Raw genomic sequence first — 21,396 nt, 5'->3', positions numbered from 1 at the left:
TTACATTCTTTACAATTTAACCTTACGGTTTTTACCAGTTCATTCGTCTAGCGGGTTTTACACAGTCAATAAGAATCAATACCATTGCCGCCTCTTTGCCATCAGGTGACATTGCCATGCTGCTGCACATCCCCGGGCTGTTCGCGAAAGACGAAGTGCAGCGTATTCGCGAGGCGCTGGAACAGGCCGACTGGGCCGATGGCAAGATCACCGCCGGCTATCAATCGGCCAAGGCCAAGCACAATCTGCAACTGCCGGAAGGCCATCCGCTGGCCAAGGAAATCGGCGCCGCGATGCTTGAACGCCTGTGGAAAAACCCGCTGTTCATGTCGGCCGCGCTGCCGCACAAAGTATTCCCGCCGTTACTCAACTGCTACACGGCGGGCGGCAGTTTCGATTTCCATATCGACAACGCGGTACGCCAACCCAAGGGCAGCATCGAGCGGGTACGCACTGATCTGTCGGCCACGCTGTTCTTCAGCGAGCCAGAGGATTACGACGGCGGCGAGCTGGAGATCCAGGACACCTTCGGCACCCAGCGAGTGAAGCTTCCCGCCGGCGACATGGTCTTGTATCCCGGCACCAGCCTGCACAAGGTCAACGCAGTCACTCGCGGCGCGCGTTATGCCTCGTTCTTCTGGACCCAAAGTCTGGTGCGCGAAGACAGCCAGCGAGCCTTGCTGTTCGAGATGGACGGGGCGATCCAGCAACTGACCCAGGACATGCCCGATCACCCTTCGCTGATCCGCCTCACCGGCACTTACCACAACCTGCTGCGTCGCTGGGTCGAGGTGTAAGTGGCGGATTTTCGGTTACGTCGCGAAGAAGTCCTCGACGGCGAACGCCTCACCGCCATGCTCGAAGAGAGTCCTGCCCGCGCAGCGCAGGCAATTCTGCTGGCGGCGGGTGAGGGCGTGCTGGAAGCGCAGGCGCTGCTCGGGCAGATCCTGCTCGATGGCCACGGGATCGCTCAGGATCAGCCGCTGGCCTTGCGCTGGTTTGAGATTGCCGCCGGGCAAGGTCATCTGATGGCGCGCAACATGCTCGGCCGCTGTCATGAACACGGTTGGGGTTGCGTGGCGGACGCAGCGGTTGCCGCCCAGCAATATCGCGTTGCAGCGGATGCCGGGTTGGATTGGGCGATGTATAACCTCGCCAATCTTCTGGCGACCGGGCGCGGTGTAGCGGTCGATCATCTTCAGGCCATCGCGCTGTATCAAAGCGCGGCCGAGGTCGGGCATGCCAAGTCGATGAACCTGCTCGGGCGTTATCTGGAGGAAGGGCAGGTGTGTGCGGCGGATCCCGCAGCGGCTCGTGACTGGTATCGACGTTCGGCCGAGGGCGGGGACTTTCGCGGGCAATTCAGCTATGCAGCGGTGTTGGCAGATGAGGGGCGGATCGATGACGCGCTCACCTGGCTGGAGAAAGCGCTGGCCGGCGGCAACCTGAATTTCCTGCGCGTGGCCAGCCAGACGCTGGCGAGCGCAACCGATCCGCGAATCCAGGCGCTTGCGCAGGCCTACGCTCACCGTTGCACCGAGTTACAGAGTGCCTGAATCGCAGCCGTAAAAAAGCCCATGACACGTCATGGGCTTTTTGCATTACGCCAGCATCGCTTACACGTAGAACGATTTCAGCGGCGGGAAGCCGTTGAACTCTACCGCGCTGTAACTGGTGGTGTACGCACCGGTCGACAGCCAGTACAGGCGATCACCGATCGCCAGGTTCAGCGGCAGGCCGTACTTGTAGTTTTCGTACATGATGTCGGCGCTGTCGCAGGTCGGGCCGGCGATCACGACTTCTTCCATCTCGCCTTTCTTCTCGGTCCAGATCGGGAACTTGATCGCTTCGTCCATGGTTTCGATCAGGCCGGAGAACTTGCCCACATCGGTATAAACCCAACGCTCGACGGCGGTACGGGATTTACGCGCAACCAGCACCACTTCACTGACCAGGATGCCGGCGTTGGCGATCAGCGAACGGCCTGGCTCCAGGATGATTTCCGGCAGGTCATCACCGAAGTCTTCCTTCAGGAAGCGGATGATTTCTTCGGCGTAGGTTTCCAGGCTGTTGGTGCGGGTGATGTAGTTGGCCGGGAAGCCACCGCCCATGTTGATCAGCTTCAGGTGGATGCCGTCTTCTTCTTTCAGGCGTTCGAAGATCACTTTGACTTTGGCGATCGCTGCGTCCCAGACGCTGATGTCACGCTGTTGCGAACCGACGTGGAACGAGATGCCGTACGGCACCAGGCCCAGATCGCGGGCGAGGATCAGCAGGTCCATGGCCATGTCGGTCTGGCAGCCGAACTTGCGCGACAGTGGCCAGTCGGCCGTGGTCGAGCCTTCGGTCAAAATGCGCACATAGACTTTGGCGCCCGGTGCGGCCTTGGCGATGTTGCGCAGGTCGGCTTCCGAGTCGGTGGCGAACAGACGCACGCCCTTCTCATAGAAGTAGCGAATGTCCTTGGATTTCTTGATGGTGTTGCCGTAGCTGATCTGATCCGCGCTGACGCCTCGGCTCAGCACTTTGTCCAGCTCATAGATCGAGGCGATGTCAAAGCTCGAACCTTTCTCTTTGAGCAGGTCGATGATCTCGAAGGCCGGGTTGGCCTTGACCGCGTAGTAGACCTTGGCGAATTCGAAACCGGCGCGCAGGTCATCGTAGGCCTGGGCGATCATCGCGGTGTCGATCACCACGAACGGGGTTTCCTGTTTGTCGGCGAACGCCTTCATTTTCTGAAAGGTTTCGCGCGCGAAATAGTCTTCGACCTGGATCGACATACTTGGGAGCTCCTATGGGCAAACTCGTAAAAACAATGGGTGCGAGGGTGTGTCATCAATGAATTCGCGAGTGCGTTGCGCCTGAGCGCGTGCCAGGCAAGGCGCAGGCCGCCGCTAATGGTCGCTCCCTTCGCAAGGCCTGCAACGCAGCATGGCGCGCGCTCAGGCACAACCCGAAGGGCCGGGCCTGCTTTTGCGCAGGGCTGCGTTGCTCGTCCCTTATTTGGAACAACCAAACTGCGGGCCTCGCGCCTTGCCCTGCGCAAAAGCAGACCCGGCGCACTCGTGAATTCATTGATGACACACCCTCCTGAACGCCCTCCGTATCCCCACTTTGGTTCGCCTACTTCCCAAGGCATGTCGCCGAAAGCAAAAAGGCCATGGGAAATGTAGTCTTTCTTTCCCTTGGCCTTGCTGTCTCGTCGTCAGTACTTGAGCCGGATGGATCGTTTCCAGCATGGACGTTCGGCGCGAACTTTAGGGCGTGAGGGGCCTGAGATCAACTAAAAATGTCGCGTTTTTGCACGCTTCTGACGTGCGTCGCGGATATCACTCTTTGTAGCCGACCGAGATGACGGTCAGATGTTCCGCAATAATTTTCAGGTGTTAAAAATACCTGCACGTTCGAAGCTGATGCGCGCCAAGTCATGGATAAGTACGATCACTTCAACATCGGCGACGTTGGCGGCGAGAAGGGGAAATGAGGGGGAAGTTGCTGGTTAATGCTGACATTCGCGGACAGGGTCAGCTTTCTCACGTGTTGATATTTCTTGTCGGCACTTCGCTTGCAAAAAAATCACGACTTTCAGGTTCCGGTGGTCGAAAAAAAGGGCTGTCGAACAGCCCTTTTGCGTTTGATCAGGCCACCGCTTCGGCCGGTGACACGATATTGGTCTTCATTCCGCGCGATCTACCCGAACTCAGGTATGCCGCAATCGACTCCTGGGTGACTTCGCCGAGGAACACACGCTCGGCATCCATTACCGGCAGCCATGAGCGATTGAACTCGTACATGCGCGACAGCAGGATGCGCAAATGCTCGTCGTATGCCGCCGTGGCGTTGAATTCGCGCAGGAACTGCGCACAGGTGCCGGTCTGACGATGCAGGTCTCGACGGCGCACATAACCCAGTGCCTTGTTCTCAGCGTCAGTGACGACGACATAGCGACGGTCATGTTCGTCCATCAACTCCAGCGCATCGGCCACCGGGGTTTCCGGGCTGACTGACGGCGCGTTGTCTGCTGCGTCTTCGGCTTTCACCAGCAGCAGGCGTTTGAGGGTGCTGTCCTGGCCAACGAAGTTGCTGACAAAGTCGTCCGCCGGATGGGCGAGCAGGGTGTCCGGATGATCAATCTGCAACAGTTTGCCGGCACGGAAGATCGCGATCTTGTCGCCCAGCTTGATCGCTTCGTCGATGTCGTGGCTGACCATGATCACGGTCTTGTTCAGCGCACGCTGCATCTCGAAAAATTCGTTCTGGATCATCTCGCGGTTGATCGGGTCGACCGCGCCGAATGGTTCGTCCATCAGCAGCAGCGGCGCATCCGCCGCCAGCGCGCGGATCACGCCGATCCGTTGCTGCTGGCCGCCGGACAGTTCACGCGGGTAACGATGCAGATACTGCTTGGGCTCAAGCTTGATCATGCTCATCAGTTCGCGGGCGCGGTCGTGGCATTTCTGTTTGTCCCAGCCGAGCAGTTTCGGCACCACCACGATGTTCTCTTCAATGGTCATGTTCGGGAACAGACCGATCTGCTGGATCACGTAACCGATGTTGCGGCGCAGGGTCACTTCGTCGAGGTCGGTGGTGTCTTCGCCGTTGATCAGGATCTTGCCCGAGGTCGGCTTGATCAGGCGGTTGATCATTTTCAGCGTGGTGCTTTTGCCGCAACCCGATGGCCCGAGGAACACGCAGATTTCGCCTTCATTGACGGTCAGGCTTACCGAGTCCACGGCTTTCACATCCTTGCCGTTGCTTTGGAAGGTCTTGCTGAGGTTTTGAAGTTCGATCATTTGAGGAGTCCTTTTGGAGTCAGCGAACGTTGCAGCCACTGCAAAATGAGGTCGGCGAAGATCGCCAGAAGACTGACCAGCAGCGCGCCGACGATGAGCATCGACATGTCGCTGCGGCTGATGGAGGCGAGGATCAGCACGCCGAGGCCGCCGGCGCCGATGGTTGCGGCAATGGTCATCACGCCGATGTTCATCACCACGGCGGTGCGCACGCCGGCGAGGATCACCGGCACTGCGATTGGCAACTCGACCATGCGCAGGCGCTGGCCGAAGGTCATGCCGATGCCGCGTGCGGCTTCACGAATGCCCGGTTCGACGCCGGTCAGGGCGAGGTAGGTGTTGCGCATGATCGGCAGCAGTGAATAAAGGAACACGGCGGTGATCGCCGGCATCGGGCCAAGGCCCTGGCCGAATTTCGAATAGAACGGCAGCAGCAGGCCGAACAGCGCAATCGACGGCACGGTCAGCAGCACCGTGGCGCTGGCCTGCAAGGGGCCGGCGAGGCTCGGGAAGCGCGTCATCAAAATGCCCAGCGGCACGCCGATGAGGATCGCCAGGCTGACGGCGATGCCGACCAGGGTGATGTGCTGCCAGGTCAGGTGCATTACCTGCTGCCAGTCGAGGTGGGAAAAGGCGTTCAAAAATTCCATGACTTTTCCTCCTTTAGTTCAGTGGATGCTGGCGCAGGAAATCGGCAGCGACTTTCGACGGGCTCTCGTGATCGACATCGACCCGCGCGTTGAGCTGGCGCATGGTTTCGTCGTCGAACAGTTCGGCCAGCGGCTTGAGTTGCTCAGCCAGTTTCGGGTGCGCGTCGAGGTAGGCCTGACGTACCACTGGCGCGGCGGTGTAGTCCGGGAAGTAATGCTTGTCGTCTTCCAGCAGCTTCAGTCCGAACGCGTTGAGGCGACCGTCGGTGGTGTAGACCAGACCGGCGAACACCTGACCGTTACGCAGCGCGGTGTAGACCAGCCCTGCGTCCATCTGCCGAATGTTCTTGCGGGTCAGGTTCATGTCGTAGAGCTTGACCATGCCGTCCAGACCGTCGGAACGGTTGGCGAACTCGGTGTCCAGCGCGACCAGATGATTGGTTTTGGCTTCAGCGCGCAGCACTTCGTTCAACTGGCTGATGGTGTGGATCTGCGGATATTCCTCGGCCACAGTCTTCGGCAGGGCGAGGGCGTAGGTGTTGCTGAATTTCGACGGCGTGAGCCAGACCAGCCCCTTTTTCGCATCGAGTTCTTTGACCCGGGCGTAGGACTGTGCACTGTCGAGTTTTTCAGTCACGTGGTTGTAGGCCACCAGCGACACACCGGTGTATTCCCAGAGCATGTCCAGTTGCCCGGTTTCGTGGGCGCTGCGGGCCAGGTTACTGCCCAGGCCACCGGTGATCTGCGCGTCGTAGCCTTTGCTGCGCAGGTATTGCGCGGTGATTTCCGCGAGCAGGGTCTGCTCGGTGAACACCCGGGCGCCAAGGCGAATCACCGGTTTGTCGGCGGCTTGGGCGATGCCTGCGAAGAGCAGCACGCAGCCCAGAATCAAACTAAGTCTTTTCATAAATATTCCTTCGCAAAGCCTCAAGACGGGCGCAAACCGCGTTCCAGCCAGAGGCGGCTGGCGAGGGTGACCACGCCATCGAGCAGCAGGGCCAGCAGCGCGGTGCACGCGGCGCCGAGCAGCAGTTGCGGCTGATTGTTCAGGGCGATGCCGGGGAAGATCAGGCTGCCGAGGCTGTTGGCGCCGATAAGGAAGGCCAGCGGCGCGGTACCGACGTTGATCGCCAGCGCCACCCGAACACCGCCGACGATGATCGGCACGGCGTTGGGCAACTCGACTTTCCACAGCACCTGGCGCGGAGTCATGCCGATCCCGACGGCGGCTTCTTTCAGCGAGCCCTGAACGTTTTTCAGGCCTTCATAGGTGTTGCGCACAATCGGCAAAAGCGAGGCGAGGAACAAAGCGAAGATCGCCGGACCGCTGCCGATGCCGAGAATCCCCAGGGCAATCGCGAGCACGGCCAGCGGCGGCACGGTGTTGCCGATATTGAAGATCTGCATGAAGCGTTCGGCGCGGCCGACCATGGTCGGGCGGCTCAGGAAGATGCCGGCGGGAATGCCCACGACCAGGGCGGCCAGCATTGAGGCGAGGACGAGAATCAGGTGAGCTTGCAGGTAAAACAACAAATCGTCGCGGTAGTGTTCGATCGTGTTGATGCCGATCCAGTGGACCAGCAGGGCCAGGAGCGCGATCACCACCGCACCTCCCATCAGCCCTTTGCCATAGCGGATAGCCACAGGCGGACTCCTTTTTTTTAGTCGGCGACCGCTGCTCCGTGTGGCATGCCATGCCTGGCTGCCGGAGTCAGTGTTCGCGAGAAGCAGCTTTTTTTCAGCCCGGCAAAAGCGGTCTGAAAGCCAGCCATGAGCGCAGCCTCGTCAGGCTAACTTGCTGATTTTTCAGCCCCTGACGAAATGTCGTTACAGGGGATGGACGTCTCCGTGCTTTAAAAGGTTCCCATCTGAGGCAGCATTTGGCCACCCTTAATGTGCTCAACGGTTCGGTTATTGAATCGAGTTGGGCTATAATCGCCGCCCTTTTTTGAATCACCGCCAGGCGATTTCCCATGACCAGACAGGCCGCCGAAGTCGCGAAACGCCGCACTTTCGCCATTATTTCCCACCCCGATGCCGGTAAAACCACCATCACCGAAAAGCTCTTGCTGATGGGCAAGGCGATTGCTGTGGCCGGTACGGTGAAATCCCGTAAATCCGACCGCCACGCGACATCCGACTGGATGGAGATGGAAAAGCAGCGGGGCATCTCGATTACTACGTCGGTCATGCAGTTCCCGTATCGCGAACACATGATCAACCTGCTCGACACCCCGGGCCACGAAGACTTCTCCGAAGACACCTACCGCACCCTGACTGCGGTGGACTCGGCCCTGATGGTTCTCGACGGCGGTAAAGGTGTTGAGCCACGTACCATCGCGCTGATGGACGTCTGCCGTCTGCGTGACACGCCGATCGTCAGCTTCATCAACAAACTCGACCGTGACATCCGCGACCCGATCGAACTGCTCGACGAAATCGAAGCCGTCCTGAAGATCAAGGCTGCGCCGATCACCTGGCCGATCGGTTGCTACCGCGACTTCAAGGGCGTGTACCACCTGGCGGACGACTACATCATTGTCTACACCGCCGGTCACGGTCACGAACGCACCGAAACCAAGATCATCGAGAAGCTCGATTCCGACGAAGCCCGCGCACACCTGGGCGATGAGTACGATCGTTTCCTCGAGCAGCTGGAACTGGTGCAGGGCGCCTGCCACGAGTTCAACCAGCAGGAGTTCCTCGACGGTCAACTGACCCCGGTGTTCTTCGGTACCGCGCTGGGCAACTTCGGTGTCGATCACGTACTCGACGCTGTTGTCGACTGGGCCCCGCGCCCGCTGCCACGCGTAGCCAACGAGCGCACCGTTGAGCCGGTGGAAGAGAAGTTCTCGGGCTTCATCTTCAAGATCCAGGCGAACATGGACCCGAAACACCGCGACCGCATCGCCTTCATGCGTATCTGCTCCGGCAAGTACGAAAAAGGCATGAAGATGCGCCATGTGCGTACCGGCAAGGACGTGCGCATCGGCGACGCCCTGACGTTCTTCTCCTCCGAGCGTGAACAACTGGAAGAGGCGTACGCCGGCGACATCATCGGTCTGCACAACCACGGCACGATCCAGATCGGCGACACCTTCAGCGAAGGCGAAACCCTGGGCTTCACCGGTATCCCGCACTTCGCCCCGGAACTGTTCCGCCGCGTACGCCTGCGCGACCCGCTGAAATCCAAGCAACTGCGCCAGGGCCTGCAACAGCTCGCCGAAGAAGGCGCGACCCAGGTGTTCTTCCCGGAGCGCAGCAACGACATCATCCTCGGCGCCGTCGGTGTGCTGCAGTTCGATGTGGTCGCCAGCCGTCTGAAAGAGGAATACAAGGTCGAGTGCTCCTACGAGCCGATCACCGTGTACTCCGCGCGCTGGATCGAATGCAGCGACAAGAAGAAGCTGGAGGAATTCTCCAACAAGGCTGTGGAAAACCTGGCACTGGACGGCGGCGGTCACCTGACCTACCTCGCGCCGACCCGCGTCAACCTGGCCCTGATGGAAGAGCGCTGGCCGGACGTGAAATTCCGTGCGACGCGCGAGCACCACTAAGCGCTGATTGGCTGCACCCAAAACCCCGTCGCGAAAGCTGCGGGGTTTTTTATTGCCGGAAAATACCTGCGGGAGCGAGCCTGCTCGCGATAGCGGATGGTCAGCCGAAGTTGAACGGGCTCATAAATCGCCATCGCGAGCAAGCTCGCTCCCACAGGAGACCTTCCACATTAGATGGATTGGGTATAGGCGTTATTTCCAACCAGTCTCTACAGCCACGGCATTTCCAGCTGCTCCACAACGTCCTATCTGGTGAACCCGGCTGTTCGGAACTAGATTTCACAGAGGGCATCAGCCAGGCATTTGTGTTTCACCTGCGAAGGGATGGAATCGACTATGAAAAACAGGTTGCTACGCGTTTTGCTGCTGTTAAAAGTGATGGTGATGCTGTCCCTCGGCACCGCGACGGCCTGGGCCGAGTGCGAGGATCACGATACCCAGGCATCGAGCGGGCAGGTGGGGCACAGCGCGCTGATGCTGGCCAAGTCCGAGTCCGAGCCGGGCGATCAGGGCCAGGGTGGCAGCGCCGACGATGACGACTCGACCACCGATGAGCCGGACTCCGACGATGCGGACGAAGGTGATAGCCAGACGTAGATTCCGCGCAAAAGAAAACCCCTTCTTTCCCGATCGATGCGCAATCGGGGCAGAAGGGGTTTGGTCAACTCATCAACAACCCGTCCCGGGAAACGGGGCGGGTTTTTTCATGCCGCGCCGTCGAGGAACTGCTCGGCGTAGTGGCATGCAACCTGACGCGTGTCGAGCTGGCGCAGGACCGGCTCTTCGCTGCTGCAACGCGCGGTGGCGTACGGGCAGCGCTTGTGGAACGCGCAGCCAGGCGGCGGATTCAGCGGGTTGGGCAACTCGCCGACGATCTTGATTTTCGGCTTGTCCGGATCCGGGTGGATGGTCGGAGTCGCCGACAACAGCGCCTGGGTGTACGGGTGCAGAGGACGGGCATAGATGTCGTGCTTCGGACCGATTTCCACCGGGCGACCGAGGTACATCACCATCACGTCATCCGCCACGTGCTGCACCACCGCCAGGTTGTGCGAGATGAACACGTAACCGGTGTTGAACTCCTGCTGCATGTCCATGAACAAGTTCAGCACCTGCGCCTGGATCGACACATCCAGCGCCGAGGTCGGCTCGTCCGCCACCAGCACTTTCGGTTGCAGCATCATGGCGCGGGCCAGCGCGATACGCTGACGCTGACCGCCGGAGAACATGTGCGGATAACGCTGGTAGTGCTCGGGACGCAAGCCGACCTGCTTCATCATCGCCTGGACTTTCTCGCGACGTTCGGCGGCCGACAGGTTGGTGTTGATCAGCAGCGGCTCGGCCAGTTGATCACCGATTTTCTGCCGTGGGTTCAACGACGCGTACGGGCTCTGGAACACCATCTGCACGTCTTTGCGCAGTTGTTTGCGCTGAGCCTTGTCGGCGCCGGCCACTTCCTGCCCGGCGATTTTCAGCGAGCCGGATGATGGCTCCTCGATCAGGGTCAGGGCGCGGGCGAGGGTGGATTTGCCGCAGCCCGATTCACCGACGACGGCGAGGGTCTTGCCGGCTTCCAGCTCGAACGACACGCCGTTGAGGGCGCGCACGGTGGCATGGCCCTTGAACAGGCCACGGGAGACTTCGTAGTGACGGGTCAGGTCGCGGGCGGTAAGTACGACGGCCATTACGCCACCTCCTGGTTCAACGGATAGAAGCAGCGGGCGAGGCTGTGGCTTTTCGGGTCAAGGGTCGGACGTTGCGCGCGGCAGCTGTCCTGCACGTACGGGCAGCGCGGCGACAGCAGGCAGCCTTGCGGGCGGTCGTAACGGCCGGGAACGATGCCCGGCAGAGTGGCCAGACGCTCGGCCCCTTGGCTGTGTTCCGGAATCGCCTTGAGCAGCGCTTCGCTGTACGGGTGCGCCGGGATGTCGAACAGCTGCGGCACCTGGCCGACTTCAACGGCTTGACCGGCGTACATCACGCACACGCGCTGGGCGGTTTCGGCTACCACGGCGAGGTCGTGGGTGATCAGCACCAGGCCCATGTTCTGCTCTTTCTGCAACGCCAGCAGCAGGTCCATGATCTGCGCCTGAATCGTCACGTCGAGTGCAGTGGTCGGCTCGTCGGCGATCAGCAGTTTCGGCTCGCCGGCAATCGCCATGGCAATTGCCACACGCTGGCTCATGCCGCCGGACAGTTGGTGCGGGTAAGCGTCCATACGGCTGGCGGCGCCCGGGATTTCGACTTTTTCCAGCAGTTCGATCGCACGCTTGCGCGCTTGCTTGCCGGACATTTTCAGGTGCAGGCGCAGCACTTCTTCGATCTGGAAACCGACGGTGTAGCTTGGGTTCAGCGCGGTCATCGGGTCCTGGAACACCATCGCCAGGTCTTTGCCGACGATCTGCCGACGCTGGCGGTTGTTCAGCTTGAGCATGTTTTTGCCGTCGAAGCTCAGCGAGTCGGCGGTGACGATGCCTGGGTGCTCGATCAGGCCCATCAGCGCCATCATGGTCACGGACTTGCCGGAACCCGACTCGCCCACGATCGCCAGGACTTCGCCCTTGTCGACTTTCAGGTCGAGGCCGTCGACAACCGGGGTGGCGTTCTTGTCGCCGAAGCGAACGTTGAGATTCTTGATTTCTAACAGTGACATGGGAATCTCCTCAGGCGGCGTTCTTGAGTTTCGGGTCCAGCGCATCGCGCAGGCCGTCGCCCATCAAGTTGATTGCCAGCACGCTGAGCAAAATGGTCAAACCAGGCAGACTCACCACCCACCAGGCGCGTTCGATGTAGTCGCGGGCCGAAGCCAGCATGGTGCCCCACTCAGGGGTTGGCGGCTGGACGCCGAGGCCGAGGAAGCCCAGGGCGGCGGCATCGAGGATCGCCGAGGAGAAGCTCAAAGTCGCCTGAACGATCAGCGGTGCCATGCAGTTCGGCAGCACGGTGATGAACATCAGGCGTGGCAGACCGGCACCGGCCAGGCGCGCGGCGGTCACGTAGTCGCGGTTCAGCTCACCCATCACGGCGGCACGGGTCAGACGCACGTAGGACGGCAAGGACACCACGGCAATCGCGATCACGGTGTTGATCAGGCCTGGGCCGAGGATGGCGACGATCGCCACGGCCAGCAGCAGCGACGGCAGGGCCAGCATGATGTCCATCAGACGCATGATGGTCGGGCCGACCACTTTCGGGAAGAAACCGGCGAACAGACCCAGCAGGATCCCCGGGATCAGCGACATCACCACCGACGACAGACCGATCAGCAGCGACAGGCGCGAACCCTGGATCAGGCGCGACAGCAGGTCGCGACCCAGTTCATCGGTGCCGAGCAGGAATTGCATCTGCCCGCCTTCGAGCCACGCCGGCGGCGTCAGCAGGAAGTCGCGGTATTGCTCGCTCGGGTTATGCGGGGCGACCCACGGCGCGAAGATCGCGCAGAAAATCACCAGCAGCATGAACAGCAGGCCGGCGACGGCGCCCTTGTTCTTGGCGAAGGCCTGCCAGAACTCTTTGTACGGGGACGGGTACAGCAGACTTTGATCCACGGCGGTGGCGGCGGTGACTACTGAGGAAGTTGGAGTGCTCATGGGTATTGACCTCAGCGCTGATGACGGATGCGTGGGTTGGCAAAGCCGTAGAGGATGTCCACCACGAAGTTGACCAGAATCACCAGGCAGGCGATTAACAGGATGCCGTTTTGTACAACCGGGTAGTCCCGGGCGCCGATGGCTTCGATCAGCCATTTACCGATGCCGGGCCAGGAGAAAATGGTTTCGGTCAGGACCGCACCGGCCAGCAGGGTGCCGACTTGCAGGCCGACCACGGTCAGTACCGGAATCAGCGCGTTGCGCAGGCCGTGCACGAACACCACGCGCGACGGCGACAGGCCTTTGGCCTTGGCGGTGCGGATGTAGTCTTCACGCAGTACTTCGAGCATCGACGAACGGGTCATCCGCGCGATCACCGCCAGCGGAATGGTACCCAGCACGATGGCCGGCAGGATCAGGTGGTGCAGGGCATCGAGGAAGGCGCCCATGTCATCGGCCAGCAGGGTGTCGATCAGCATGAAACCGGTGCGCGGCTCGATGTCGTAAAGCAGGTCGATCCGCCCGGACACCGGGGTCCAGCCCAGGCTCACCGAGAAGAACATGATGAGGATCAGACCCCACCAGAAAATCGGCATCGAATAACCTGCGAGGGAGATGCCCATCACCCCGTGGTCGAACAGGGATCCTCGCTTGAGGGCCGCGATCACCCCGGCCAGGAGGCCCAGGATGCCGGCGAACAGCAGGGCGGCCATGGACAGTTCCAGGGTCGCCGGGAAGAGGGAGGTGAACTCGGACCATACGCTCTCACGGGTGCGCAGGGATTCGCCGAGATCGCCGTGGGCCAGTTTGCCGATGTAGTCCAGGTACTGGGCGTACAGCGGTTTGTTCAGACCGAGGCGTTCCATTGCCTGAGCGTGCATTTCGGGGTCGACCCGACGTTCGCCCATCATCACTTCCACGGGGTCGCCGGGAATCATGCGAATCAACGCGAAAGTCAGCAAGGTGATGCCGAAAAACGTGGGGATCAACAACCCCAGTCGGCGGGCAATAAAACTAAACATCGTGTGTGGTACCTCATCAGCCGGTTAGGCGTGCCCGAAGTCCCTGGGGTCAGGGACTTCGGGAGTTTCTTATCTACTTCACCTGGGTGGTGGCGAAGTTATTGGTTGTCAGAGGGCTGATGTGATAACCCTCTACGTTGTTGCGCATTGCGGTGAACATGCGGGTGTGGGCCATGCTGATCCACGGTTGGTCCTGATTGAAGATGACTTGCGCCTCTTCATACAGCTTGGCGCGTTCGGCCGGATCTACTTTAGCCCGTGCTTCGTCGAGCAGGGCCTGGAATTTCTCGTTGCACCAGCGAGCGTAGTTTTCGCCGTTCTTGGCCGCTTCGCAACTGAGCATAGGCGTCAGGAAGTTATCCGGGTCGCCGTTGTCGCCCGCCCATCCGGCCGAAACCATGTCGTGCTCGCCGGCCTTGGCGCGTTTGAGCATCTCGCCCCATTCCATCACGCGGATGTCGATCTTGATCCCGACTTTCGCCAGGTCGGCCTGCATCATCTGCGCGCCGAGCATCGGGTTCGGGTTGGTCGGGCCGCCGCCGTTGCGGGTGAACAGAGTGAACGTGGTGCCTTCCGGTACACCGGCTTCCTTGAGCAGGGCGCGGGCCTTGTCGAGGTCTCGTGGCGGGTTTTTCAGCTCGTGGTTGTAGCCCAGCAGGGTCGGCGGGTACGGGTTGACCGCCACGCTGGCGTTGCCTTTGCCGAACAGGGCGTTGACGTAGGCTTCCTTGTCGAAGGCGATGTCGATCGCTTTGCGCACCCGCACGTCGCTGATGTACTTGTGCTGGGTGTTCATGGCGATGTACGAGACGGTCATCGCGTCCATTTCATCGACTTTCAGGTTGCTGTCTTTCTTGATGCTCGGGATGTCATCCGGTTTCGGGTACAGCGCGATCTGGCACTCATTGGCCTTGAGCTTCTGCAAACGCACGTTGTTGTCGGTGGCAATCGCCAGGATCAGCGCGTCAGCCGGCGCCTTGCCGCGGAAGTAGTCCGGGTTGGCCTTGAAGCGTACCTGGGCGTCCTTGGCGTAACGCTGGAAGATGAACGGGCCGGTGCCGACCGGTTTGCTGTTCAGGTCGCCGGTCTTGTTGGCCTTGAGCAACTGGTCGGCGTATTCGGCCGAATAGATCGAGGAGAACGCCATGGCGATGTCGGCCAGGAACGGCGCTTCGCGACGGGTCAGGGTGAACTTGACGGTGTTGTCGTCGACTTTCTCAACGCCTTTCAGCAGTTCCTTGAAGCCCATGCTTTCAAAGTACGGAAAGCCCACGCTCGACAGCTTGTGCCACGGGTGATTCGGGTCCAGCTGACGCTGGAAACTCCAGACCACGTCGTCGGCGTTCATGTCGCGGGTCGGCTTGAAATATTCGGTGGTGTGAAACTTGACGCCTTTGCGCAGGTGGAACGTGTAGGTCAGGCCGTCTTCGCTGATGTCCCAGGACTCGGCCAGCGCCGGAATCACTTCGGTGGTGCCGGGCTTGAAGTCCGCCAGACGGTTGAAGATGGTTTCGGCCACCGCGTCGGCAGTGACTGCAGTCGTGTACTGGACCATATCGAAGCCTTCCGGACTGGCTTCGGTGCAGACCACCAAGGGTTTGGCCGAGACGCCGACAGCGACACTCAGCAACGCAGCCGCGATGGCCGCTCGTAGGGGAAGCATTTTCATCAAGAACCCTCTGCAATCGGTTGAAGACAAAAAGCCGAACGGCCGACTCGTCACTGAGTCAGCCGTCGGCTGGCGGTTTTTACAGGATGTTGAATGGAATGGTGGTCACGAGACGGAACTCGTTGATGTTGCCGTCAGCCTGGTGTTCGCTGGCGCGGTGAGTGGTGTAGGTCGCGCGGATGGCGGTGGCCTTGAGTGGACCGCTCTGCACGGCGTACGACGCGCCGATACCGTATTCGTAGTGGCTTTCGCCGTCCATCAGGCTCAGGTCGCCGCGTTTGGCGCCCGGATCGGTGTAAGCAGTGCCGGTGTAGTGAGTACCGTCGATGCCCCAGCCGCGAGCCTGATAGATGTTGAACTTCAGGCCTGGTACGCCGTATTCGGCCATGTTGATGCCGTAGGCGATCTGGAAGGATTTCTCGTTCGGGCCGTTGAAGTCCGACAGCAGGGAGTTGGCCAGGTAGATGCCGTTGGTTTCATGCAGGTAGTCGAAGTACTCGTTACCGTTCACTTCCTGGTAGGAGAAGGTCAGGCTGTGGGCCTGGTGAGTCAGGCCGAGGGACAACGAGTAGGTGTCGTTGTCGATGTTGCCCATCAGCTTTTTGCCTTCATCGACGGTCTTGTAGTAGTTCAGACCGGTGGTCAGGCTCAGGACCTGGCTGTCACCCAGCTCGTGGGTGCCGCCGAAGTAGTACTGATTCCAGAAGTCTTCGACGTTGGCGACGTACAGGCTGGTTTTCAGGCTTTTGAGCGGCTGATAGTTCACGCCCGCGGTGTAGACCTTGTCGGTTTCTTCGCCGTTGGCGCCGTATTCGGAACGGAATTTCGACAGGCTCTGCTCGGTACGTGGCGAGACGCGGTCGAAACCGGCGAGGTCGAACGACAGGTTGTTGAATTCTTCACTGTGCAGGCTGATCCCTTCGAAGCTCGAAGGCAGCGGACGGTTGCCGATGACGTCGACGATCGGCGTGCTGAAGTTTTGACGACCGGCGGTCAGCGTGGTGTTCGACACGCGGAACTTGACGTTGGCCAGACCCAGTTTGCTCCACTGGTCTACCGCGTCACCGTCGGAGTGAGCCAGGGTGCGGTTGGAGCCACCGGCGATGTCCTTGCGGTCGCGATCCAGCACGATGGCGTTGTAAGCGGCCACTTCAGTGCTGACGCCCACGGTGCCTTGGGTGAAGCCCGAGGTGTAGTTGACGATGGTGCCCTGAACCCAGTTGATACGACGCGGGGTCGGTGTCTTGACCACTGGCGAAGTGTTTTTGTCGCTGTTTTTCACGTAGCTGAAACGGTCGTCACGACGCTTCAGTTCGTTGGCATACCAGTTACGCGTTGTGCCGCCCAGGCTTTGTCCATCGATAAAGCCTTTGGCCTCGCTTTGGGCGCTGCTGCCGGCCAATGTGGTAGGGACGAACTCCTGACTTGCAGGTTCTGCGTACGCCGTGGCGGTGATGCTGCTGATGGCCAGGGCCAGTATCGCGGTGCTGCTCAGTTTCATGGGTGAAGCTCCTTTACTTTCTTTTTATGCCGGCTTTTTTGGGTTGGCCGGTTATTGGTTTAGAACTCATTCACACATCGCAAACGTTTGCAAAAGGCCTGATTGGCGAATTTCGGCAAAGCGCTTGCGTGAGGGGGTAGACGGCCCCCTCAGCATTGCGGCTAATCGGTTTTTTGTTTAATCGATGCTGACACCCGAAAACACGTTGCGACCAAACGGGCTCACCTTGAACCCTTCGACTTTGGTGCTCAGTGGCTGGTTGACCGTCGAGTGGGCGACAGGCGTGATCGGCACTTGCTGCTTGAGCAGTTGCTGGGCCTGTTTGTAGAGCACGGTGCGCTGGTCACGGTCGGTGACGACCTTGGCCTGTTTGATCAGCTTGTCGTAAGCCGGATCGCACCACATGGAGTAGTTGTTGCCGCCGATGGCGTCGCAGCTGTAAAGCGTGCCGAGCCAGTTGTCCGGATCCCCGTTGTCACCGGTCCAGCCGATCAGGCTGATGTCGTGCTCGCCATTCTTGGTGCGCTTGATGTACTCGCCCCATTCGTAGCTGACGATCTTCACTTTCAGACCGATCTTGGCCCAGTCGGCCTGAAGCATCTCGGCCATCAGTTTGGCGTTCGGGTTGTACGGTCGTTGTACCGGCATCGCCCACAGGGTGATCTCGGTGCCTTCCTTGACGCCGGCAGCCTTGAGCAGCTCTTTGGCTTTTTCCGGGTTGTAGGCGGCGTCCTTGATAGTGTCGTCGTAGGACCATTGGGTCGGCGGCATGGCGTTGACGGCCAGTTGGCCGGCGCCTTGATAAACAGCGTTGAGAATCCCCTGTTTATTCACTGCCATGTCCAGCGCCTGACGTACTTCGAGCTGGTCGAACGGCTTGTGACGGACGTTGTAGGCGATGTAGCCGAGGTTGAAGCCCGGCTTCTCGATCAATTGCAGTTTCGGATCGTTTTTCAGTGCCGGCACATCGGCCGGGCGCGGGTGCAGGGTGATCTGGCATTCGCCGGCCTTGAGCTTCTGCACGCGTACCGAGGCGTCGGTATTGATCGCGAAAATCAGGTTCTTCAGCTTCACCCGGCTCTGATCCCAGTAGTGCGGGTTGCCGGTGTAACGGATGTTCGAGTCTTTCTGGTAGCTCTTGAACACGAACGGGCCAGTGCCGATCGGCTTCTGGTTGATGTCGCTCGGCTTGCCTTCGGCCAGCAGCTTGTCGGCGTATTCGGCAGACAGGATGGCGGCGAAGCTCATGGCGATGTTCTGGATGAACGCGGCGTCGACGCTGTTGAGCGTGAACTGCACGGTCAGCGGCCCGGTCTTCTCGACCTTGGCGATGTTCTTGTTGAGGCTCATCCCGTTGAAATACGGGAACTCGGTCGGATAAGCCTTACGGAATGGCTGTTGCGGATCGAGCATGCGGTTAAACGTGAACAGCACGTCGTCGGCGTTGAAATCGCGCGTAGGTTTGAAGTACGGCGTTGTATGAAACTTCACACCTTCACGCAGGTGAAAGGTGTACTTGAGACCATCCTCGGAAATATCCCAGCTGGTTGCCAGGCCCGGTACGACATTGGTCGCGCCTTTTTCAAACTCGGCCAGTCGGTTGTACAGCGGTTCGGCGGCGTCGTTATCGGTCGCTGTCGTGTACTGCGCGGTATCGAAACCGGCCGGACTGCCTTCGGAGCAGAACACCAGGTTAGTCGCAGCGGTGGCGAAAGGTGCGGAGGCTAACAAGCCTGCGCCGACTAAAAACGGAATGACCGCGTGTTTAAGCATGTTGGCCTCATGATTTGTTGTCATTTTTTAGTTGTGAGGTACGACCTCGTGAGTCGTGCCTGCGGATACTTATGCAGGGCCCATACCCAATGCAAGATCCAGAGCGCTCGGCGGCGTCAAAGCGTGGCACGAACGTACCTTAATGTCGCATCCGTATAACTTCTGACGCATTTGACCGTTTGCGGACGGTTTTTACGGTGCAAATGGAGCCCCAAAACGGTGCATTGGTCACGCTGTGCGCGCCGGATTGGGGCCGGGTGTTACTTATTTATACCCACGCCATAGAAGGGGGTTAGACCGAACGGGCTGATCTTGAAGTCAGTGACTTCCTTGCGCAGCGGCTGGAACACCGTGGAGTTGGCGATCGGCGTGATCGGTACCTGCTGTTTAAGGATGAGTTGCGCCTGTTGATACAGTTTTACCCGCTGCGATTTATCGGTGGACACCTTGGCCTGCTGCACCAGCTTGTCGTAGGCCGGGTCGCACCATTTGGCGTAGTTGCTGCCGTTCACCGCCGCGCAGCTGTAAAGCACGCCCAGCCAGTTGTCCGGGTCGCCATTGTCACCGGTCCAGCCGTAGATCATCGCGTCGTGTTCGCCATTCTTGGCGCGCTTGATGTACTCGCCCCATTCATAGCTGACGATGTTGGCCTTGATACCGATCTTCTCCCAATCCTGCTGGATCATCTGTGCCGACATCCGCGCATTCGGGTTCGAGGCGCGCTGCACGGTCATGGCCCAGAGGTTGATGGTTGTACCCGGTGCAACCCCGGCTTCCTTGAGTAGCGCCCTGGCTTTCGCAGGGTCGTGCGGTGCGTCTTTTATGTTCGGATCGAACGACCATTGCGCTGGCGGCAAGGCGTTTTGCGCCAGCTGCCCGGCACTCTGGTAAACCGCCTTGATGATCGCCGGTTTGTCGATCGCCATGTCGAGTGCCTGGCGCACTTTGAGCTGATTCAGCGGCGGATGGGTGGTGTTGTAGGCGAGGAAGCCGAGGTTGAAACCGGCCTGTTTCAGCACCCGCAGATTCGGGTCTTTTTCCATCACTTCGATGTCGGCCGGGCGCGGGTAGCCGCTGACCTGGCATTCGCCGGTCTTGAGCTTTTGCAGGCGAACGGCGGCATCCGGGGTGATCGAGAACACCAGGTTGTCGAGCTTCACGTCCTCGGGTTTCCAGTAGTCCTTGTTCGCCGCGTAGCGGATCTGCGCGTCCTTCTGATAGCGCTTGAACACGAACGGGCCGGTGCCGACCGGTTTCTGGTTGAGGTCTGCTGCTTTGCCTTCCTTCAGCAATTGGGCGGCGTATTCGGCCGATTGCACCGAGGCGAAGCTCATGGCGAGGTTTTGCACGAAGGCGGCGTCGACGTTGTTCAGGTTGAAGCGCACGGTGTTTTCGTCGAGCTTTTCCACGGATTTGATCGTGGTATTGAGGCCCATGTCGGTGAAGTACGGGGATTCGGCGGGGTAGGCCTTGCGGAAGGTGTTTTCCGGGTCGAGCAGGCGCTGGAAGGTGAAGAGGACGTCGTCGGCGTTGAAGGTTCGGGTCGGGGTGAAGTAGTCGGTGGTGTGGAATTTTACGTTTTGGCGCAGGTGGAAGGTGTATTGGAGGCCGTCCGGGCTTACGTCCCAATTGGTCGCCAGGCCGGGTTCGATTTCGGTGCCGCCGCGTTTGAATTGGGTGAGGCGGTTGAAGACTGTTTCGGCGGAGGCGTCGAAGTCGGTGCCGCTTGTGTACTGGCTGGGGTCGAAGCCTGCGGGGCTGGCTTCTGAGCAGTAGACGAGGGTTGTTGCGGCGTTGGCGATTGGGGTTATGGCGGTCAGGGCCAGGGTTATTAGAAGTGGTTTGAAGGTGAATCGATCCATGGAGTCCCCGGGTGCACTGGAGGTAGTTGTGGGGAGGAGGGTAGCCGGGGTTTCGGTGGGCGCGGAAATATCGTTTTTCTAGGTGAGGTGTCTATCTCGGTATATCTGGGGTGATTGTGTGCATATCCGATGCTGCGGTAACGGCTTCTTATGGTTCCGCCCTTACGGCGGGTCACTTTTTACAAACGCCTAAAAAGTAACCAAAAACGCTTGCTCCTGCGTTCGGCCCCTCGCTAAGGCTCGGGGTTCCTTCGCTCCGGGATTCATCCGGGGGGCATCGCCTACGGTTTGCTTCGCTGCACCTCCTCTCGATGTGTTTGGCTTCGCCAAACGGTCGCTGCGCTCCCACCCCCGGATAAATCCCTCCACTCAGCCTTCCGACGTCGCCCGTGGATCAAGATCAAAAGCTGCAGCCGAGCTAACGCTCATCCTGTTGAGTGGTGGTGGGGCAACAGCTAGAGCGGTTTGTGTGCTTTTCGGATTTTGAATTCACCTTCGATATCTCACGTCGGCGTATTTCATTTAAACGACGCGGTCAGTTCCCTCTCCCTCCGGGAGAGGGCAGCTTTTGATCGTTCCCACGCTCCGCGTGGGAATGTAGCCGGGACGCTCCGCGTTCCATTTTCGAATGTTTAAAGATGTGTGGGATTCACCGAACCTTCCCACAAGTTTTTCAGGTTGTCCGTCGGAACCACGATCCCTAGTCTTTGGTTGTCGCAGAAAACTCTGTGATTGGGTGTGAGAACCCAGGCAAGCGAGTGTTATTCGAACGCCAGTCCGACCATAATTGCCGCCAGCTTTTCTGCTGCCTGTAATTGATTTATGGCGGCCGTGTGCGGGCAGACTTCGGTCTGGCCGGAATCTCCTTGCCCGGTTTCTCACCCCGCACATAGCTGCCACCTCTTCGCCGCGTGAGAACGGCATTTGGTGGCTTCAAGTCAGCAAGGAGTTAATCAATGAACAAGGTTGTCCCCGACCC

General features: G+C 59.7%; 17 protein-coding genes. 4 read left to right on the top strand and 13 right to left on the bottom strand.

All coding sequences use genetic code 11. The annotated features are described in order from the left end of the window. The first annotated feature begins 116 nt into the window (after nucleotides 1-116). The gene (locus C1X29_RS15620; RefSeq protein WP_102717842.1) at nucleotides 117-797 is read left to right on the top strand and encodes a Fe2+-dependent dioxygenase; all 681 of its coding nucleotides are present in this window, start codon (nucleotides 117-119) and stop codon (nucleotides 795-797) included. Further along, nucleotides 798-1,556: a tetratricopeptide repeat protein gene (locus C1X29_RS15615; RefSeq protein WP_236191677.1), complete on the top strand. Its 759-nt coding sequence runs from the start codon at nucleotides 798-800 to the stop codon at nucleotides 1,554-1,556. It abuts the gene before it with no gap. A gap of 60 nt (nucleotides 1,557-1,616) precedes the next feature. Here the strand turns inward: C1X29_RS15615 and C1X29_RS15610 are convergent, their stop codons facing one another. The 5 genes from C1X29_RS15610 to C1X29_RS15590 all read right to left on the bottom strand — a co-directional run bounded on the left by C1X29_RS15610 (nucleotide 1,617) and on the right by C1X29_RS15590 (nucleotide 7,060). Beyond that, a complete protein-coding gene (locus C1X29_RS15610; RefSeq protein ID WP_102717841.1) occupies nucleotides 1,617-2,780 on the bottom strand; it encodes a type III PLP-dependent enzyme in 1,164 nt (387 codons plus the stop codon). Nucleotides 2,781-3,638: 858 nt separating this feature from the next. Next, on the bottom strand, nucleotides 3,639-4,793 hold the full coding sequence (locus C1X29_RS15605; protein ID WP_039769215.1) for a betaine/proline/choline family ABC transporter ATP-binding protein: 1,155 nt from the start codon (nucleotides 4,791-4,793) through the stop codon (nucleotides 3,639-3,641). Then, on the bottom strand, nucleotides 4,790-5,443 hold the full coding sequence (locus tag C1X29_RS15600; protein ID WP_007953690.1) for an ABC transporter permease: 654 nt from the start codon (nucleotides 5,441-5,443) through the stop codon (nucleotides 4,790-4,792). The genes C1X29_RS15605 and C1X29_RS15600 overlap by 4 nt, the downstream gene beginning before the upstream one ends. Before the next feature lie 13 nt (nucleotides 5,444-5,456). Then, the gene (locus C1X29_RS15595; RefSeq protein ID WP_102717840.1) at nucleotides 5,457-6,350 is read right to left on the bottom strand and encodes a glycine betaine ABC transporter substrate-binding protein; all 894 of its coding nucleotides are present in this window, start codon (nucleotides 6,348-6,350) and stop codon (nucleotides 5,457-5,459) included. Between the two features lie 20 nt (nucleotides 6,351-6,370). Continuing rightward, the gene (locus C1X29_RS15590) at nucleotides 6,371-7,060 is read right to left on the bottom strand and encodes an ABC transporter permease (protein ID WP_172667905.1); all 690 of its coding nucleotides are present in this window, start codon (nucleotides 7,058-7,060) and stop codon (nucleotides 6,371-6,373) included. Nucleotides 7,061-7,416: 356 nt separating this feature from the next. Here C1X29_RS15590 and C1X29_RS15585 point away from each other — a divergent pair, with 356 nt between their 5' ends. Together C1X29_RS15585 and C1X29_RS15580 are read left to right on the top strand one after the other, a co-directional pair. Continuing rightward, nucleotides 7,417-9,000 (top strand): peptide chain release factor 3, encoded by a 1,584-nt coding sequence (locus tag C1X29_RS15585; RefSeq protein WP_102717839.1) that lies wholly within the window; start codon nucleotides 7,417-7,419, stop codon nucleotides 8,998-9,000. A gap of 336 nt (nucleotides 9,001-9,336) precedes the next feature. Continuing rightward, nucleotides 9,337-9,597 (top strand): hypothetical protein, encoded by a 261-nt coding sequence (locus C1X29_RS15580; RefSeq protein WP_085608056.1) that lies wholly within the window; start codon nucleotides 9,337-9,339, stop codon nucleotides 9,595-9,597. A gap of 107 nt (nucleotides 9,598-9,704) precedes the next feature. Here C1X29_RS15580 and C1X29_RS15575 read toward each other — a convergent pair whose 3' ends face one another. The 8 genes from C1X29_RS15575 to C1X29_RS15540 all read right to left on the bottom strand — a co-directional run bounded on the left by C1X29_RS15575 (nucleotide 9,705) and on the right by C1X29_RS15540 (nucleotide 20,417). After that, nucleotides 9,705-10,685 carry a peptide ABC transporter ATP-binding protein gene (locus C1X29_RS15575; RefSeq protein ID WP_085746899.1) on the bottom strand — a complete coding sequence of 327 codons (981 nt, stop codon included), beginning with the start codon at nucleotides 10,683-10,685 and terminating at the stop codon, nucleotides 9,705-9,707. Then, complete coding sequence (locus C1X29_RS15570) at nucleotides 10,685-11,653, bottom strand: ABC transporter ATP-binding protein (protein WP_011332433.1); 969 nt, start codon at nucleotides 11,651-11,653, stop codon at nucleotides 10,685-10,687. Before C1X29_RS15570 ends, C1X29_RS15575 begins: the two co-directional genes overlap by 1 nt. Nucleotides 11,654-11,663: 10 nt before the next feature. Further along, entirely contained in the window at nucleotides 11,664-12,590 is a 927-nt protein-coding gene (locus C1X29_RS15565) for an ABC transporter permease subunit (RefSeq protein WP_039769224.1), read from the bottom strand. Between the two features lie 11 nt (nucleotides 12,591-12,601). Then, a complete protein-coding gene (locus C1X29_RS15560) occupies nucleotides 12,602-13,612 on the bottom strand; it encodes an ABC transporter permease subunit (RefSeq protein ID WP_102717838.1) in 1,011 nt (336 codons plus the stop codon). 73 nt (nucleotides 13,613-13,685) lie between these two features. Next, complete coding sequence (locus C1X29_RS15555; RefSeq protein ID WP_102717837.1) at nucleotides 13,686-15,281, bottom strand: ABC transporter substrate-binding protein; 1,596 nt, start codon at nucleotides 15,279-15,281, stop codon at nucleotides 13,686-13,688. A 79-nt stretch (nucleotides 15,282-15,360) separates the two neighbouring features. Then, nucleotides 15,361-16,782, bottom strand: coding sequence for an OprD family porin (locus C1X29_RS15550; protein WP_102717836.1), 1,422 nt, complete (start codon nucleotides 16,780-16,782; stop codon nucleotides 15,361-15,363). A 177-nt stretch (nucleotides 16,783-16,959) separates the two neighbouring features. Beyond that, nucleotides 16,960-18,555, bottom strand: a complete 1,596-nt coding sequence (locus tag C1X29_RS15545) for an ABC transporter substrate-binding protein (RefSeq protein WP_102717835.1) — start codon at nucleotides 18,553-18,555, stop codon at nucleotides 16,960-16,962. Nucleotides 18,556-18,815: 260 nt separating this feature from the next. After that, nucleotides 18,816-20,417: an ABC transporter substrate-binding protein gene (locus C1X29_RS15540; RefSeq protein WP_102717834.1), complete on the bottom strand. Its 1,602-nt coding sequence runs from the start codon at nucleotides 20,415-20,417 to the stop codon at nucleotides 18,816-18,818. Between the last annotated feature and the right edge of the window lie 979 nt (nucleotides 20,418-21,396).

Source organism: Pseudomonas sp. GW456-12-10-14-LB2, assembly GCF_002884345.1.
Lineage (GTDB): Bacteria > Pseudomonadota > Gammaproteobacteria > Pseudomonadales > Pseudomonadaceae > Aquipseudomonas > Aquipseudomonas paraglycinae.
The sequence above is the reverse complement of the archived record's forward strand: the minus strand, read 5'-3'. Positions and strand labels throughout refer to the sequence as shown.